A 15796-nucleotide genomic window follows, 5' to 3' on the forward strand; every position below is an offset into this window, starting at 1 on the left:
CTCGGTGCTGATCGCTCTGTGAGCGTTATCCGGACTTGCCAGCGGCTACCCGGGAATGGTGGAGTCGCGCGCCGGCCACGTGGAGGGCGCTTGCTCGGCAACTGCCTCCAACGTCGCGGCTGAACCCAGCCTTTGATGGTGAAAACTACAACCGGCAATGGCAGGTCAATGTCATGGGGCCGGTCGTCATCTCCCGTGCGGCGGCGCCCGAACTGACTGATGGTGGTCGAATCATCTTCATCGGCTCTCGGCTCGGGACCAATGTGCCTTTCCCGGGGGCCGCCGACTATGCCGGGACCAAGGCAGCGCTCGTTGGATACGCGAAAGGGGCTGCATGGGATCTCGGTCCTCGCAATATCACGTGAACGTCGTTCAGCCGAGCATCATGCCCACGGATATGGCTGCGCAAGTCGTCGGTAACCCGACAATCCGGGACGCCCTCCTGGACATGCACCCGATCCGGCGCATTGCCACGCTGGAAGAGGTCGCTTAGACCGTCTGCTTCCTTGCCGGCCCATCTGGGGCTACATCACTGGTGAGACGATCAATGTCGCCGGTGGTGTGGCGATCTGAACAGTGGAATAAAACGAAAAGCCAATCGGGTAAAAATACTCCTGATCAAGTTTCATGGACTTCTCATCACCAATAGTTTCTGGTGGCGTGCAGAATTCATCTCACCGGACAACACCAGCCGGCCACCCAACTGAACAGGAACTACCACCATGTCCATCGATAAAATCCTTTACACCGCCACTGCTACTGCCACAGGTGGCCGCGAAGGCCGCGCCACTTCCTCCGACAGCGTGCTCGACGTGCAGCTGTCTACGCCGCGCGAGCTGGGCGGCGCAGGCGGCGCCGGAACTAACCCCGAGCAACTGTTCGCCGCCGGCTATTCGGCCTGCTTCCTCGGCGCGCTGAAGTTCGTCGCCAGCAAGCAGAAAGTCGCACTGCCCGCGAGCACTAACGTTACCGGCAAAGTCGGCATCGGCCAGATCCCCACTGGTTTCGGCATCGAGGCCGAACTGACCATCGCCGCATCCGGCATCGACCGCGAGGTGCTGCAAGCGCTGGTCGACCAGGCCCACATCGTCTGCCCGTACTCCAACGCGACGCGCGGAAACATCGACGTGACGCTGCTCATCGCCGACTGATTGCACAACCACTTCCATCCTTTCGATCGAACACTGGAGATATCGTCATGAACACCACCACCCGCACCTTTGCTGCCAGCATGCTCGCAATCACCTTGCAGGCCGGTGTCACCGCCAATGCCGCGCAGCCAGAAACACCGGCGCAGATCGCCGCCAGCGCCACCGTGGACGGCAACTACATCGTCACCGCCGACGGCGTGCGCCTGTACTACAAGGACTGGGGCCCGAAAGACGGCCCGGTCGTCACCTTCAGCCACGGCTGGCCGCTGAGCTCGGACAGCTGGGAATCGCAGATGATCTTCCTCGCCGACCAGGGCTACCGAGTGGTTGCTCACGACCGCCGCGGTCATGGCCGCTCCAGTCAGCCGTGGGACGGCAATGACATGGATCACTACGCCGACGACCTGGCGGCTGTGATCAACGCCCTTGACCTCAGGGACATCACCGCAGTCGGCTTCTCCACCGGCGGCGGCGAAGTGGCGCGCTACATCGGCCGCCATGGCACCGGCAAGGTCAAGAAGGCCGCGCTGATCAGTGCCGTACCGCCGCTGATGCTGCAGACTGCCGACAATCCGGGTGGCCTGCCGCTGGAAGTCTTCGACGGCATCCGCAAGGGCTCGCTGGAAAACCGCTCGCAGCTCTACCTCGACATCGCATCCGGCCCGTTCTACGGCTTCAATCGACCGGACGCCAAGGTTTCGCAAGGGCTGATCGACAGCTGGTGGGCGCAGGGCATGCAGGCTGGCCACAAGAATACCTACGACTCCATCGCCGCGTTCTCGGCCACGGACTTCCGCGAGGATCTGAAGAAATTCGACGTACCGACGTTGGTGATCCATGGTGACGACGACCAGATCGTGCCGCTCGATATCTCCGGAAAGGCGTCAGCCGCGCAGATCGAAGGAGCGAAGCTGATCGTCTATCCTGGCGCTCCCCATGGTCTGACCGATACCCACAAGGATCGCTTCAACCAGGATCTGCTGAGCTTTCTCAAAGATTGAATGAACGGCCTTACTGCGCCGACGGTGGACGAATATGGTTGATCGACTTGCAGCACTGATTACGCATTTTCCGGTGAGCGCGCAGGTGTTCAATGCGGGTGCACTGTGCGGCATCAACACGCTGCAAAGCGATGGCGTACATGGACAGTTGCACCTGGTGCGCAGCGGTGCGGTGGAAGTGTGGTACGGCAGGGAACAGCTGCAGGTCGAACGACCGAGCCTGTTGCTGTTCCCGCGGCCGTTGACGCATCGCTTCGTCACCGACCCCGAGCGCGGTGCGGACATGGTTTGCGCCAACCTGTCATTCGATAGCGGCGCAGGCAATCCCATTGCATTAGCACTGCCGGATGTCGTCTGCCTGCCGCTGGCAGCCATTGACGGCGCCGAACCGGTGCTGGGGTTACTGTTCGAAGAGGCCTTCCAGCAGCGCTGCGGGCGCGTCGCGTTGGTCGAGCGTCTGTTCGAGGTGGTGATGATTCAGGTGTTGCGCCAGCTGATGGAAAGCGGCGAAGTGCACGGAGGGCTGCTGTCCGGGTTGTCGCATCCGCGCTTGCGCAACGCGCTGGTGGCGATGCACGAAGCGCCGGCGCAGGAGTGGACGCTGGACGAGCTGGCGAACGTTGCCGGCATGTCGCGCAGCGTGTTCGCCACGGCGTTCCGCGAGACGGTCGGCACTACGCCTGGGCAGTATCTGCAAGGTTGGCGCGTGCGACTGGCCCAGAAGGCCTTGCGGCGCGGACGTTCCTTGAAGGTGATCGCGACCGAAGTTGGCTATGGCAGCGAAGCCGCACTCTCACGCGCGTTCAAGGCGCAATCGGGGCAATCACCCCGGCAGTGGAAAGCCAGTCATCCGCAGTGACCAAGGCCTGGAGGTACCAGCATCGGACGTGCCTCGCGTGCCTTTATCTGGCCTGCTCCGTCAGCGGGCCGTAATAACAAAGGAAGACTTCAATGCCAATGCATGTAGTGACGCCAACCATCTACTCAACCGCGCTCTCCCGAATGGCAGGGCTGGAGGTAATGCTCAAGATTGAAAGTGTGCAGCCAAGTGGCTCCTTCAAACTACGGGGTGTCGGGCACGCCTGCGAAACCTTGCTGCGCAGCGGCGCTACGCACTTTATTTCCTCTTCCGGCGGTAATGCAGGTTACGCAGTCGCCTATGCGGGGCGACAGCTGGGGGTAGGGGTCACGGTGGTGGTCCCCGAAACCACCACGCTGAAAGCCAAGGAGCTGATCCAAAGCGAGGACGCCAGGGTTATCGTTCACGGCAGCTCCTGGCAGGAGGCAAACGCCCATGCCCAGTCACTCCTTGGTACGGGCGCGGTGTTCATCCATCCGTTCGATCATCCACTTTTGTGGGAAGGGCATGCCTCGATGATCGATGAGCTCACGAAGCAGTGCGCCAAACCCGACGTGATCATTTGCTCTGTCGGGGGCGGCGGACTGCTGGCTGGAGTGGGCGAAGGGTTGCTGCGAGCGGGCTGGGATGACGTCAGCATCCTGGCAGCCGAGACCGAGGGTGCAGCCTCGTATGCGGCTGCGCTGAAGCATCGCTACCCGGTTGAGATTCCGGCCATTCACAGTCGTGCAACTTCCCTGGGCGCGAGAATGGTGTGTAAGCGCTCCGTTGAGTTGACCAGTGAACTATCCATCAAAAGCCTGGTTTTATCGGATAGCGAAGCGTTTCAAGGCAGCGCAGACCTGCTGGACGCACATCGCCTGCTGACGGAGCCCGCCTGTGGCGTGTCGATCGCCAGCTTGTCCAGGGTGAAGGATTGCTTTCCGCAGGCGCGCCGCGTCGTGGTGATTGTGTGTGGAGGTATCGGTACAAGCGCAGAGCAGTTGCGAGATAAGTTGCAAGTGAATCGCGAGGCCAGCGCTGGCTGAGCCCATCCCAAGCCGGAGTTCTTCGTTTTGTAGCTGGTCCATTCACGGGTTGAGTAAGTGTCTGCTCGCGCTGCGCTGGGCGAGTGAGCTTCGGGTACGCGGCCTATCGCCTGCCAGCGAACCTCAGCGGCGCTTCGATTCCGCAGCTCAGGTGATGCGCAACGCATCGACAACCAAGGAAAAAGCCGGCGATGGTTGCCTACGGCTTGGGTAGTAGAGGTAGTAGCCGTCGAACGGTTCGCACCAGTCTTCCAGTACCCGTATGAGCCGGCCCTCTTCGAGGTGTGGGATGAACTCCTCCTCCGGCAGAAAGGCAATGCCCAGCCCCGCCAGGGCGGCATCCACCATAATGGGTGAGGTGTTGAAAACCAGTTGTCCACCCACGCGCACATTCAGTTGTTGGCCGCGCCGCTCGAATTCCCAGACATACAGCCCGCCCGAAGACTGCCTGCGCATGTTGATGCAATTGTGATTCACCAGATCACGCGGGCTCTTGGGCCTGGGATGACTGGCGAGATAAGCCGGTGAAGCCACGGCAGCCATACGCAGCTTGGGTCCGATGGGGACGGCGATCATGTCCTTGTCGATGGCCTCACCCAGGCGCACGCCGGCATCGAAACGATCCGCCGCGATGTCACGGAAGCCATAGCTCACATCGAACTCCACCTTGATATCCGGATAGTCGAGCAGCAGGGGCGTGAGCTTGGGTAGCAGCGTGGTGCGCAGGACGTGATCGCCACAGGTGATGCGCACCGTGCCGGCGGGCTTGTCGCGCAGTTCCGTCAGGTCATCCAATTCCGCCTCGATCTCATCGAAACGATGACCGATGGCCTGCAGCAGGCGCTCGCCCGCCACCGTCGGTGAGACGCTGCGTGTGGTGCGGGTGAGCAGCCGTATCTCCAGTCGGGTTTCAAGACCGCTGATGGCCTGGCTCAGCGCTGACTGGGTGACGCCGAGCACCGCGGCGGCACGGGTGAAACTGCCTTCACGGGCCACGGTCACGAATGACAGCAGATCATTGAGGTTTCGTTTCATCATGGCGGCAGTACTCGCGGGGCATTGATTAGTGGCGCTTATATGCTCATTAAGAATCCATTAGATAGTAAGGGTGACTCATTTAGGTAAGAATTTGACACCTGAATCCTTCCAAACCTTCTGTACCTGACGCGTTCCCATACGCAGCAGGACAGCAAGAGAACTTCATGGCTTCCAATACATCCGACGCCTCTGCAGGCAACACGCAGCATCAGGGCGACTCAGAAAATCAACCGGCTTCCTGGGGTGGCGTATTCGCCATGACCTTGTGCGTGTTCGCGCTGATCGCCTCGGAGTTCATGCCCGTCAGCCTGCTGACGCCCATTGCCAGCGAGCTGCACATAACCGAGGGCATGGCCGGGCAGGGCATCGCGATTTCCGGTGCCTTCGCCGTGGTGACCAGCCTGTTCATTTCCGTGCTGGCCGGCAGCATGAACCGCAAGGCGTTGCTGCTGGTGCTGACTGGGGTGATGGGGCTATCCGGTGCGATCATCGGGCTGGCACCGAACTATTTCACCTATATGGTGGGCCGTGCGTTGATCGGCATCGTCGTCGGCGGGTTCTGGTCGATGTCGGCAGCCACCGCCATGCGGTTGGTGCCAGCCAGTGAGGTACCTCGTGCACTGGCTATATTCAACAGCGGTAACGCGCTGGCGATGGTCCTAGCCGCGCCGCTGGGTGCCTACCTGGGGTCGATCATCGGCTGGCGTGGCGCTTTTTTCTGCCTGGTGCCGGTGGCGCTGATTGCCCTGGTCTGGCAATGGTTCAGCCTGCCCTCCATGTCGGTCGAGGCGCGCCCAGCCGGTTCGACCCATGCTTTCAGCGCGCTTGCTCTGCTGCGCAGGCGGGTCGTGGTCATCGGCATGTTGGCGGTCGGCTGCTTCTTTATGGGGCAGTTCACCCTGTTCACCTATGTGAGACCGTTTCTGGAAACAGTGACGCAAGTGGACGTGGGTACGCTGTCGTTGATTCTGCTGGTGATGGGCATCGCGGGCTTTATCGGTACCACTCTCATCAGTGCGGTACTCAGGCGCGGTTTTTACCCGACGTTAATCGGCATACCGCTGTTGATGGCCGCCATTGCTATAGCCTTGGTCGTCTTTGGCAACTGGACAGCTGCCGCCGTGGCGCTGTTGGGGTTCTGGGGGCTGATCGCCACGGCAGCGCCGGTGGGTTGGTGGGCCTGGGTCCCCATGACCTTTCCCAAGGACGCCGAAGCCGGCGGTGGCCTCATGGTTGCGGTGATTCAACTGTCCATCGCGCTGGGTTCGACCGTGGGCGGCCTGCTGTTCGACATGAGCGGCTACCAGAGTACCTTCGTGGCGAGCGCCGTGCTGCTGTTGATCGCAGCGTTCCTGACGTTGCTGATTTCGCGTTCGTGAGCGGTGAGTAGGATGCGGCGATCACTCATAAACAAAGATGCAGGCCTGGGTTCAGTTTTGCACGTGAGGCTTGGCCATGAGAGTGCGTCAGCTGGGAGCATTGCGTGCATAACGATGAGTCTGCGTTCGGCGGAGTAGGGAATGTGCTTATGCAACAGCTACCCACCGTGATCGTATTGGCCGCCGGGCGAGGCGAGCGTTTTGTGCAATCCGGCGGGACGACGCACAAGCTCGATGCGCCGCTGGGGGGCGTGCCGGTGTTGCAGCGGGTGCTGTGTACCGTTGCATTGTCGGGTCTGCCCTGGCATCTGGTGCGACCTGAAGAGGGCGAAGCCTCAGAGGTTGCGGGAATGGGCGACTCCATCGCGCGCGGGGTTCGGGCGACAGCCGATGCCGCTGGCTGGCTTATCCTGCCTGGCGACCTGCCGTTGCTTGATGTGAACAGCCTGCTGCAGGTGGCTCGGGAACTGGCGACGCATGCTGTGGTATTGCCGCTGTATCAGCAGCAACAGGGGCATCCGGTCGGGTTCGACCAAGAATGCTTTGCTGCGTTGAGCACGCTCTGTGGCGATAGGGGCGCCGCTGCCGTGGTACGTGCGCATCGGCAGGCCGGAACGGCGCAGATACTGCACCTGGATGATCCGGGCATCGTCACCGATATCGACACACTGGACGATCTGGCGTGGGCCGAAAAACTGCTCGCCACAGGCAATCATTGATGGGAAATCTGTATGGAAAGTATTGATGTCCAAGTGCTGCGCACCGCACGCGACTGGTGCGCCGCCGGGCAGCGGCTGATGCTTGTGACGGTGGTCCGAACCTGGGGCTCGTCGCCGCGCCCGGTGGGCTCGATGATGGCGATGCGAGAGGATGGTCGCTGCGTAGGCTCGGTTTCCGGCGGCTGTATCGAGGACGATCTGATTCACCGCTATACGCGCGCTTTCGGTGAGGGCGAAATTCCATGGAGCACACCCAGGCTGGAGCGCTACGGCGTCACGGCGGACGAGGCGCATCGCTTCGGATTGCCCTGTGGCGGTACGCTGGAATTGTTGCTGGAAAGTGTTCCCGATCTGGCCAGGCTCGATGCGCTGGTACGGCAGCTGGAGGCTGGAACCCTCGTCCAACGCAAGGTCGATTGTGCGACCGGCGCGGTGACGTTGACACCGGTGACGGCGCCCGAGGCGCTGCATTTCGATGGCACTAGCCTGATCTGCACCCTGGGGCCGCAATACCGCATGCTGCTGATCGGTGCCGGCGCGCTGGCCGAATACCTGGCCACGATGGCGTTGTTCAATGATTTCGCGGTGACGGTTTGCGATCCGCGTGAGGAATACCTGGGCAGTTGGTCCGTGCCAGGAGTACAGCTCGACAGGCAAATGCCCGACGATGCGGTGCGGGCGCTGCAGCCGGATACGCGTACCTGCATCGTGGCACTGAGTCACGACCCCAAACTCGACGACCTGGCCCTGCTGGCGGCGCTGCACAGCCCGGCCTTCTATGTCGGGGCCATTGGCTCGCGGCGCAATACCGACAGCCGCAGGCAGCGCTTCATCGAGCACTTCGGCGAGACCGAGCAATCCCTGGCGCATCTGCATGCACCCGTCGGCATCTACATCGGCAGCAAGACGCCCGCCGAGATCGCGGTGAGCGTGATGGCCGAGGTACTGGCGGTGAAGAATGGCGTCGAGCTGCCACGGACCCTCTCCGTGGCCAATGCAAAATTGCGGATTGATGCCCAGTTAGAGACATAAAGGTGCATGGCGGCAGCCGGCCTTGATTCGACTTTCATTTTGTAGGGACAAACCATGAGCTTCACTCTCACGATCAACGGAAAGCAGCATAGTGCCGACGTCGACAGCGATACGCCCTTGTTGTGGGTGCTGCGTGACGTGCTGGGCCTGACAGGGACCAAATATGGCTGCGGCGCGGCGCTGTGCGGGGCTTGTACCGTGCATGTGGACGGCGCGGCCATTCGCTCCTGCGTCACGCCGGTCGAAGACGCTGTTGGCAAAACCATCACGACGATCGAGGGCGTGACCGCATCGGAGGAGGGGCAGGCGCTCCAGCAAGCCTGGCTGGACGTGGACGTGGTGCAGTGTGGCTATTGCCAGCCTGGGCAGATAATGTCGGCAGCGGCGTTACTGGCGCAGACCCCTTCGCCAACTGATGAGCAGATTCGCAACGGCATGGCCGGCAATATCTGTCGCTGTGGAACCTACGAGCGGATCCATACGGCGGTCAAGCAGGCGTCACGCCTCGTTCAAGTCAATGCAAAGGAGGCGTGAGATGCGCAAGGACACTTCTCTTCCCGGTCCGGCGGGCCTGTCGCGGCGTACTTTTCTCAAGGCGGCGGGCGTGGGCGGCGCGTTGCTGCTGAGCGTCGAAGTGCCGTTGGCGATTGCCAAGGCTCTGGAGACAACCAGCCCGGCCAACGCCACCTTCAACGCCTTTGTGCGCATCGACACCGATAACACCGTGACCCTGGTGATGCCCCGTGTCGAGATGGGCCAGGGCACCTACACATCGCTGTCGATGCTGATTGCCGAAGAACTGGAAGTCGACCCAGCCAATGTGCACCTAGAGCATGCGGCGGCTGACGATCTGCTCTACGCCCCCGCTCCAGGCGGGCAGCAGATCACCGGCGGCTCCGATTCGGTACGCACGGCCTGGTTGCCGATGCGTGAGGCCGGCGCCGCCGCCCGCATGATGCTGGTGGCCGCTGCGGCAAACGCCTGGGGCGTGCCGGTGGAGGCCTGCATTGCCCGAGACGGCAGCGTCGTGCATGAACCCACCGGCAGGCAATTGCGTTACGGCGCGCTGGCCGCAGAAGCAGCCAAGTTGCCGGTGCCCGAGCAGATAGCCCTTAAAGACCCAAAACAGTTCCGCCTGATCGGCAGCGACCTGAAGCGACTGGACGGCCCGGCAAAGGTCGATGGCAGTGCGCAATTCGGGATAGACGTCAAACTGCCGGGGCTGCGCGTGGTCACGGTAGCCTCTAGCCCATTCTTCGGCGGGCGGGTGAAAAGTCTGGAACAGGACAAGGCGCTGGTCGTGCGCGGCGTGCGCCAAGTAGTACGGCTCGATGATGTGGTGGCCATCGTGGCCGATCACATGGCCGCTGCCCAAAAAGGCTTGGCCGCGGCCCAGGTGCAGTGGGAAGAGGGGCCAGCCGGTGATTATTCGACCCAGACCATGCTGGACGAGCTGGCGGCGGCATCGCGGCAGGAAGGGGTGACGGCTCGTCAGGAGGGCGATGTGGCGCAGGTACGTGCTGCCGCCGAGGCCAAGGGGCACCGCTCCTTCGAGGCGGTCTACCAGCAGCCATTGCTGGCTCATGCCACGATGGAGCCGATGAACTGCACCGTGCGTTTAGGCCCTCAAAATTGTGAAATCTGGCTGGGCACCCAGGTGCCGACACGCGCGCAGGCGGCGGCTGCGCAAGTGGCGGGCCTGCCCGTGGAGAAGGTGCAAGTACATAACCAGTATCTGGGTGGTGGTTTCGGGCGGCGGCTTGAGGTCGACTATGTGATCCAGGCGGTGCGTATCGCCCGTGAAGTCGACGGCCCGATCAAGGTGATCTGGAGCCGCGAGGAAGATATGCAGCACAGCGCCTATCGGCCCTACCACTACAACCGCCTGAGCGCCACGCTCGACGAGCAGGGGCGTCCGCTGGCCTGGCATCACCGCGTTACCGGCTCATCGATCATGGCCCGCTTCGCGCCTGGTGCCTTTACCGATGGCATTGATGTCGACGCTATCCGTGATGCGGCAGGCCCTTATGAATTTCCCAACCTGCTGGTTCAGTTCGTACGCCAAGAGCCACCCGAGGGGCTGCTGACCAGTTGGTGGCGCGGCGTGGGGCATATGCAGAACGCCATTCCGGTGGAGTGCTTTATCGACGAGCTGGCGCAGGCGGCGGGTGAGGATGCGATTGCCTACCGCAAGCCGTTGCTCCAGGCCCATCCCCGTGCGTTGCGGGTGCTGGAAGCGGTGGCTGAAAAGGCCGGCTGGGACAGCCCTCTGCCGGATGGGCGTGGACGCGGCATAGCGCTGACCTTCGCGTTCCAGACTTATGCCGCGCAGGTCGTGGAAGTCAGTCTCGATTCCGAAGGCAAGGTGCGCACCGAGCGCGTGGTCACGGTGGTCGATTGCGGTCGAGTGGTATCGCCAGCGACCGTGGAAGCACAGGTGCAGGGTGGAACCCTGTTCGGCCTGTCTGCAGCGCTGTTCGGCAACATCACGATCAAGGGCGGGCGCATCGAGCAATCCAACTTCCATGATTACCGCGTGCTGCGCATGAACGAAACCCCGGTGATGGAGACGCATATCCTGCCCAGTACCGAAGCGCCTACCGGTATCGGCGAGATTTCCACGGTGCTCATCACCCCTGCGTTGCTCAATGCCGTTCACAACGCTACAGGCCAGCGCGTCCGCAAGCTGCCTCTCTCCTCAAGCGGTATCGGATTGGCATAAAAGGCTGTTCCTCCGCATTGAGATCGCCGCAGATTGAGCCTCGAGGAGCCGGTACGGCAAGGGTGACGGACGACCAGGGTATTACTGAACGCTAATGCTCCCTTTCATCCCCGCTTCGAGGTGGCCGGCAATCAGGCAGGCGAAGTCCAGCGTAGCGGGCTGGCTGAAATGCCACAGCAGGTCGCCCTGCTGACCGGCTTCTAGCGCGACGGCGTTGGGTTCGTCGTGGGGCATGTCCGGCATGGTGCGCATCTGTTCGGCATGCGCCTGCAGTTCGGCGAGCGTGCCGATGACCATCTCATGCGGCAGCTGACCATTGTTTTTTACCCGAAAGCGCACAGTCTCGCCGGCCTCGACCGCCAGGTGCGCGGGCTCGAAACGCATCCGGTCATCCATGCTGACATCTACCGTACGGCTGATGCGTGCCGGATCGCCGGCATGCCCGGTCGATGTGTGTTCGGGCCGGTCAGGTGTCGAGTGATCGTGGCCGTGAGCATGGCTGCCGTCGGCCTGGGATAGGGCAGGCAGGCTGCCGAGCAGGAGAGAAAACAGCAGTCCACTCAAAGATCGGTAACGCATGAAAACGCCTCGTAGGAATGTTGGTCGATCAAGCGCGACAGCATAGCGCCCCAGGGCTCGCAATGAATCCCCAAGCGCTGGACGGGACATCATGTCGCGCCGCAAGCGACGGCCGTATGGAAACTCGGCTCGCGGATTCGGCTAGCAAGTGAGAAAATCTCTCATCTTTTTTGCAGACGTGGCAACTCATGTCCTTCACCCGCAGACAAATCCTTGCCGGCTTGGCCGGTCTCGGCGTGGTCGGCCTCGGTGCCGGTGGTGCCCGCTATTGGCTGGGGCGACCTGCCGAGGTCACCACGCACGATTACGAACTGATCGCCGCGCCGCTGGATGTCGAACTGGTACCTGGCCATACCACGCCCGCCTGGGCTTACGGCGGGCAGGCGCCGGGCTTTGAGTTGCGCGCGCGACAGGGTGATTGGCTGCGAGTGCGCTTCATCAATCAGTTGCCGGAGCCGACTACTATCCATTGGCACGGCATCCGTCTGCCTTTGAACATGGATGGGGTTCCCTATGTGTCGCAGTTGCCCGTTCTACCGGGCGAGTCGTTCGACTATCTGTTTCAGGTGCATGATGCAGGCAGCTTTTGGTACCACCCTCATACCACCAGCGCCGAGCAGCTGGGGCGCGGGCTGGTTGGGCCGCTGATCGTCGAGGAGCGCGAACCGAGTGGTTTTCGCCATGAGCGCACCTTGAGCCTGAAGAGCTGGCATGTGGACAAGCAGGGCGCCTTCACTGATTTCAGCGTACCGCGCGAAGCCGCCCGCGGCGGCACACCGGGCGTACTCTCGAGCGTCAATGGCGAGCATGCGCCGACGCTTGAACTACCCGCCGGGCAGGTGGTGCGCTTGCGCATTCTCAACCTCGATAACACCCTGACCTATCGACTGAATCTCTCCGGTGGCGAGGCACGTATCTATGCGCTCGATGGCAATCCGATCAAGCCGCGTCCGTTCGGCAAGGATTATTGGCTGGGGCCGGGCATGCGCGTCGACCTGGCGTTGAAGGTACCGCCTGCAGGAGAGCAGCTTTCGCTGCGCAACGGGCCTCTGCGGCTGGCGACTCTCGCATCAATCAGTACTGGCGAGATCGAGGGAGAGTGGCCCGCTCCGCTTCCGCCCAACCCGATTGCCGAGCCGGACCTGCAACAGGCCGAAACCCTGCGCTTCAATTTCGAGTGGGCCGGTACGCTATCCAGCGATGCAGGACAGGGCGATGCGTTCACCTTCTGGCAGGTCAACGGCCAGGCCTGGGACATCAATGACAAGACATGTGCGGATCGGCCCATTGCGAGCCTGAAACGCAACGGCCATTACATCCTCGAATTACGCAATCTCAGCCAATATCAGCACCCGATCCATCTGCACGGCATGACCTTCAAGGTCATCTCATCCAATCGTAAGAAGATCGAACCCTGGTTCACCGACACCTACCTGTTGGGCAAGAACGAAACCGCCCGCGTCGCGCTGGTGGCCGATAATCCGGGCGTCTGGATGTTCCACTGCCATGTGATTGACCATATGGAGACGGGGCTGATGGCGGCAATCGAGGTGGTATAGGCGCAGGATATAGGCGACAGCCAGGTGCTAAATGTTTGACTGTCATCTGACGCTGGCCGCACGCTGATCAGCCTGAAGCCTGAAGCCTGAAGCCTGAAGCCTGAAGCCTGAAGCCTGAAGCCTGAAGCCTGAAGCCTGAACTATGAAAAAACCACAAATCATTGACCGCTCACGCGACGAGCTTTTCATGCGCGAGGCGCTTGCGCTGGCAGCACAGGGCGCTGCTCTGGGCGAGGTGCCGGTGGGCGCGGTGCTGGTGCAGGACGGGCAGGTCATCGGGCGGGGTTTCAACTGTCCGATATCCCGGCACGATCCCAGTGCTCACGCCGAGATGGTGGCGATCCGCGACGCGGCGTTACAGGTACAGAACTATCGTCTGTCAGGCAGTACGCTGTACGTGACGCTGGAGCCCTGCAGCATGTGCGCCGGACTGATCGTGCATTCGCGCATTCAGCGCGTGGTGTATGGCGCCACGGAGCCCAAGGCTGGCGTAGCGATCAGTCGCGGCCAGTTCTTTTCTCAGGATTTTCTCAACCATCGAGTGCTGGTCGAAGGTGGCGTGATGGCGGAGCAGTGCAGTGAAGCGCTGAGCGACTTCTTCCGGATGCGCCGCCTCAAGACGCGTGGTGGAGAGGCTGTGAAGTCGCTGGACGGTTGATCGGCGCGCCTGAGGGTCAAATGCCGCTGCTGTACCGGCGCACGCCTGCTTCCGGCAGCTTTTCATGAGCAGCGATACTGCCCTGCGCGGGAAACACCACCAAGTGATCGGCAGCGATGCCGATACCGACTTCCTGCCCGGTCGAGTAATCGGCATGGCTGGGAAAGATGCCTTCGAGCTGATTGCCGGTCGGCAATTGCAGGCGATACAGGGTCGAGGCGCCGAGGAAGGTCTTACCGACGATGAGTGCCTTGAGCGCACTTTGTGGCGAATAAACGATGTCATCCGGGCGCAGCAGGACATCCACGGAGCTGCCGGCCGGCATGGTGTAGGCGCGGTTGCCGCGAATGACGCCGAGTTCGGTCTGTACCGTTTCGGGATCGATCAGTTGACCACGAATGAAATAACCCTGGCCGATAAAGCTCGCAACGAAGGGCGTCAGCGGCTCGTGATAAAGGTTGTACGGTGTGTCCCACTGTTCCAGGCGACCATCCTTGAATACCCCGACCTGGTCGCTGACCGCGAAGGCTTCTTCCTGGTCGTGCGTGACGAGGATGGCGCTGGTGCCGCGAGCTTTGAGGATCTCTCGCACCTCATGACTCAGACGACGCCGCAGGTCGCCGTCGAGGTTGGAAAAGGGTTCGTCGAGTAGCAACAGCTCCGGCTCGGGTGCGAGTGCGCGGGCCAAGGCGACGCGCTGCTGCTGGCCACCGGACAGCTCATGCGGATAGCGCTGGCCGAGCGGTGCCAGATGCACCAGATCGAGCATTTCGCGAACGATACGTGTGTGGTGTGGATGCTTGCGGATGCCGAACGCGATGTTCTCGGCAACGGTCAGGTGCGGGAACAGAGCGTAATCCTGGAACACCATGCCGATCCGGCGTTTTTCCGGCGCGAGCGTGAAGCCTTGCCGCGAAATGACGGCGTCGCCCAGCTGGATCTCGCCTTCGTTGACGTGCTCGAAGCCGGCGATAGCGCGTAGTGTCGTGGTCTTGCCGCAGCCGGATGGCCCGAGCAGGCAACCGATATCACCGCGATTGAGATGCAGGTTGAGGCTCTGCACGACGCTCTGGCCGCCATAGCCGCAGTCAAGATTGCGAAGGTGCAGGAGCGGTTGTGAACTCATGCGTGGTGAAAGGCCGGCTCGACAAGGAATTCAAGCAGCGCCTTCTGGGCGTGCAAGCGATTCTCGGCCTGGTTCCAAGCTACCGAGCGAGGGTCGTCGAGCAGGTCGTGGCTGATTTCTTCGCCACGATGGGCGGGCAGGCAGTGCATGAACAGTACGTCGTCGGCGGCGACGTCGAGCAAGGCACGGTTGACCTGATAGGGGCGGAAGGTGGCGATACGGGCGGCCACTTCGTCTTCCTGTCCCATCGAAGCCCAGACATCGGTACTGATCAGATGAGCGCCTGCGGCGGCCTCACGTGGATCGCGGACCAGCTGGACGCGATCACCGGCCCGTGCCAGCAGCTCGGCTTCAGGCTCGTAGCCTTCCGGGCAGGCGATACGCAGTTGGAAATCGAACTGGATGGCCGCTTCCATATAAGAGTTGCACATATTATTGCCGTCGCCGATCCAGGCTACCGTCTTGCCGGCGATGCTGCCGCGGTGTTCGTGGAAGGTCTGCATATCGGCCAGTAACTGGCAGGGATGCAGATCGTCGGACAGCCCGTTGATGACCGGTACCGATGAGTGAGCGGCGAACTCGGTGAGCGTGGCATGGGCGAAGGTGCGAATCATCACAGCATCGAGCATGCTGGACATGACGATGGCCGAATCGCTGACCGGTTCGCCGCGACCCAGCTGCGTATCGCGCGGTGAAAGAAAGATCGCCTGGCCGCCGAGTTGAATCATGCCGGCCTCGAAGGACAATCGGGTCCGTGTCGAGGCCTTCTCGAAGATCATCCCCAAGACGCGGTTTTTCAGCGGCTCGAACAGAATGCCGCGCTGGCGCAGATCCTTCAGCTCGATGCCGCGACGGACCAGGCCGAGTAGCTCCTGGGGCGTGCAGTCCATCAGTGAGAGAAAGTGTCTTGCGCTCATATCAACTACCTTTATTGCCGCAGTCGAG

Annotated in this window: 16 protein-coding genes; 12 read left to right on the plus strand and 4 right to left on the minus strand. The window is 61.9% G+C overall.

Annotation, left to right across the window (positions count from 1 at the left end; all coding sequences use genetic code 11):
• Window positions 1-173: 173 nt before the first annotated feature.
• From GYM54_RS22155 to GYM54_RS19935, 5 genes are all read left to right on the plus strand, one after another.
• Window positions 174-365: an SDR family NAD(P)-dependent oxidoreductase gene (locus GYM54_RS22155; RefSeq protein ID WP_374105176.1), complete on the plus strand. Its 192-nt coding sequence runs from the start codon at window positions 174-176 to the stop codon at window positions 363-365.
• 357 nt (window positions 366-722) lie between these two features.
• On the plus strand, window positions 723-1151 hold the full coding sequence (locus GYM54_RS19920) for an organic hydroperoxide resistance protein (RefSeq protein ID WP_181101628.1): 429 nt from the start codon (window positions 723-725) through the stop codon (window positions 1149-1151).
• A gap of 47 nt (window positions 1152-1198) precedes the next feature.
• On the plus strand, window positions 1199-2152 hold the full coding sequence (locus GYM54_RS19925) for an alpha/beta fold hydrolase (RefSeq protein WP_181101626.1): 954 nt from the start codon (window positions 1199-1201) through the stop codon (window positions 2150-2152).
• A 34-nt stretch (window positions 2153-2186) separates the two neighbouring features.
• A complete protein-coding gene (locus GYM54_RS19930) occupies window positions 2187-3011 on the plus strand; it encodes an AraC family transcriptional regulator (RefSeq protein ID WP_197445452.1) in 825 nt (274 codons plus the stop codon).
• Window positions 3012-3103: 92 nt separating this feature from the next.
• Complete coding sequence (locus tag GYM54_RS19935; RefSeq protein ID WP_181101622.1) at window positions 3104-4039, plus strand: pyridoxal-phosphate dependent enzyme; 936 nt, start codon at window positions 3104-3106, stop codon at window positions 4037-4039.
• 147 nt (window positions 4040-4186) lie between these two features.
• Here GYM54_RS19935 and GYM54_RS19940 read toward each other — a convergent pair whose 3' ends face one another.
• On the minus strand, window positions 4187-5077 hold the full coding sequence (locus GYM54_RS19940; protein WP_181101620.1) for a LysR family transcriptional regulator: 891 nt from the start codon (window positions 5075-5077) through the stop codon (window positions 4187-4189).
• Between the two features lie 257 nt (window positions 5078-5334).
• On the opposite strand from GYM54_RS19940, the gene GYM54_RS19945 reads away from it, so the two are divergent.
• From GYM54_RS19945 to GYM54_RS19965, 5 genes are all read left to right on the plus strand, one after another.
• On the plus strand, window positions 5335-6456 hold the full coding sequence (locus GYM54_RS19945) for an MFS transporter (RefSeq protein ID WP_181102020.1): 1122 nt from the start codon (window positions 5335-5337) through the stop codon (window positions 6454-6456).
• 149 nt (window positions 6457-6605) lie between these two features.
• On the plus strand, window positions 6606-7175 hold the full coding sequence (locus GYM54_RS19950) for an NTP transferase domain-containing protein (protein WP_131648050.1): 570 nt from the start codon (window positions 6606-6608) through the stop codon (window positions 7173-7175).
• A 12-nt stretch (window positions 7176-7187) separates the two neighbouring features.
• On the plus strand, window positions 7188-8207 hold the full coding sequence (locus GYM54_RS19955) for an XdhC family protein (protein WP_197445450.1): 1020 nt from the start codon (window positions 7188-7190) through the stop codon (window positions 8205-8207).
• Window positions 8208-8261: 54 nt separating this feature from the next.
• Window positions 8262-8741: a (2Fe-2S)-binding protein gene (locus tag GYM54_RS19960; RefSeq protein WP_181101618.1), complete on the plus strand. Its 480-nt coding sequence runs from the start codon at window positions 8262-8264 to the stop codon at window positions 8739-8741.
• Window position 8742: 1 nt separating this feature from the next.
• Entirely contained in the window at window positions 8743-10929 is a 2187-nt protein-coding gene (locus GYM54_RS19965) for a xanthine dehydrogenase family protein molybdopterin-binding subunit (RefSeq protein WP_197445449.1), read from the plus strand.
• Between the two features lie 81 nt (window positions 10930-11010).
• Here the strand turns inward: GYM54_RS19965 and GYM54_RS19970 are convergent, their stop codons facing one another.
• Window positions 11011-11508, minus strand: a complete 498-nt coding sequence (locus GYM54_RS19970) for a plastocyanin/azurin family copper-binding protein (RefSeq protein WP_197445448.1) — start codon at window positions 11506-11508, stop codon at window positions 11011-11013.
• A 188-nt stretch (window positions 11509-11696) separates the two neighbouring features.
• On the opposite strand from GYM54_RS19970, the gene GYM54_RS19975 reads away from it, so the two are divergent.
• Both GYM54_RS19975 and tadA read left to right on the plus strand, forming a co-directional pair.
• A complete protein-coding gene (locus GYM54_RS19975) occupies window positions 11697-13067 on the plus strand; it encodes a multicopper oxidase family protein (RefSeq protein ID WP_197445447.1) in 1371 nt (456 codons plus the stop codon).
• Between the two features lie 142 nt (window positions 13068-13209).
• Complete coding sequence (tadA, locus tag GYM54_RS19980) at window positions 13210-13725, plus strand: tRNA adenosine(34) deaminase TadA (protein WP_197445446.1); 516 nt, start codon at window positions 13210-13212, stop codon at window positions 13723-13725.
• Window positions 13726-13741: 16 nt separating this feature from the next.
• On the opposite strand, the gene GYM54_RS19985 is transcribed toward tadA, so the two are convergent.
• Window positions 13742-14851 carry an ABC transporter ATP-binding protein gene (locus tag GYM54_RS19985; RefSeq protein ID WP_197445445.1) on the minus strand — a complete coding sequence of 370 codons (1110 nt, stop codon included), beginning with the start codon at window positions 14849-14851 and terminating at the stop codon, window positions 13742-13744.
• A complete protein-coding gene (argF, locus tag GYM54_RS19990; protein WP_197445444.1) occupies window positions 14848-15768 on the minus strand; it encodes an ornithine carbamoyltransferase in 921 nt (306 codons plus the stop codon). The genes GYM54_RS19985 and argF overlap by 4 nt, the downstream gene beginning before the upstream one ends.
• Window positions 15769-15796 lie beyond the last annotated feature (28 nt).

The organism is Pseudomonas sp. MTM4, assembly GCF_019355055.1.
GTDB lineage: Bacteria > Pseudomonadota > Gammaproteobacteria > Pseudomonadales > Pseudomonadaceae > Stutzerimonas.

Excerpts from the sequence above, each read along its gene's own strand:
- argF (WP_197445444.1), bottom strand. The coding sequence starts at position 15,768 with ATGAGCGCAAGACACTTTCTCTCACTGATGGACTGCACGCCCCAGGAG.
- GYM54_RS19930 (WP_197445452.1), top strand. The coding sequence starts at position 2,187 with ATGGTTGATCGACTTGCAGCACTGATTACGCATTTTCCGGTGAGCGCG.
- GYM54_RS19945 (WP_181102020.1), top strand. The coding sequence starts at position 5,335 with ATGACCTTGTGCGTGTTCGCGCTGATCGCCTCGGAGTTCATGCCCGTC.
- GYM54_RS19975 (WP_197445447.1), top strand. The coding sequence starts at position 11,697 with ATGTCCTTCACCCGCAGACAAATCCTTGCCGGCTTGGCCGGTCTCGGC.
- GYM54_RS19940 (WP_181101620.1), bottom strand. The coding sequence starts at position 5,077 with ATGATGAAACGAAACCTCAATGATCTGCTGTCATTCGTGACCGTGGCC.
- GYM54_RS19955 (WP_197445450.1), top strand. The coding sequence starts at position 7,188 with ATGGAAAGTATTGATGTCCAAGTGCTGCGCACCGCACGCGACTGGTGC.
- GYM54_RS22155 (WP_374105176.1), top strand. The coding sequence starts at position 174 with ATGGGGCCGGTCGTCATCTCCCGTGCGGCGGCGCCCGAACTGACTGAT.
- GYM54_RS19925 (WP_181101626.1), top strand. The coding sequence starts at position 1,199 with ATGAACACCACCACCCGCACCTTTGCTGCCAGCATGCTCGCAATCACC.
- GYM54_RS19960 (WP_181101618.1), top strand. The coding sequence starts at position 8,262 with ATGAGCTTCACTCTCACGATCAACGGAAAGCAGCATAGTGCCGACGTC.
- GYM54_RS19920 (WP_181101628.1), top strand. The coding sequence starts at position 723 with ATGTCCATCGATAAAATCCTTTACACCGCCACTGCTACTGCCACAGGT.
- GYM54_RS19965 (WP_197445449.1), top strand. The coding sequence starts at position 8,743 with ATGCGCAAGGACACTTCTCTTCCCGGTCCGGCGGGCCTGTCGCGGCGT.
- GYM54_RS19970 (WP_197445448.1), bottom strand. The coding sequence starts at position 11,508 with ATGCGTTACCGATCTTTGAGTGGACTGCTGTTTTCTCTCCTGCTCGGC.
- tadA (WP_197445446.1), top strand. The coding sequence starts at position 13,210 with ATGAAAAAACCACAAATCATTGACCGCTCACGCGACGAGCTTTTCATG.
- GYM54_RS19935 (WP_181101622.1), top strand. The coding sequence starts at position 3,104 with ATGCCAATGCATGTAGTGACGCCAACCATCTACTCAACCGCGCTCTCC.
- GYM54_RS19950 (WP_131648050.1), top strand. The coding sequence starts at position 6,606 with ATGCAACAGCTACCCACCGTGATCGTATTGGCCGCCGGGCGAGGCGAG.
- GYM54_RS19985 (WP_197445445.1), bottom strand. The coding sequence starts at position 14,851 with ATGAGTTCACAACCGCTCCTGCACCTTCGCAATCTTGACTGCGGCTAT.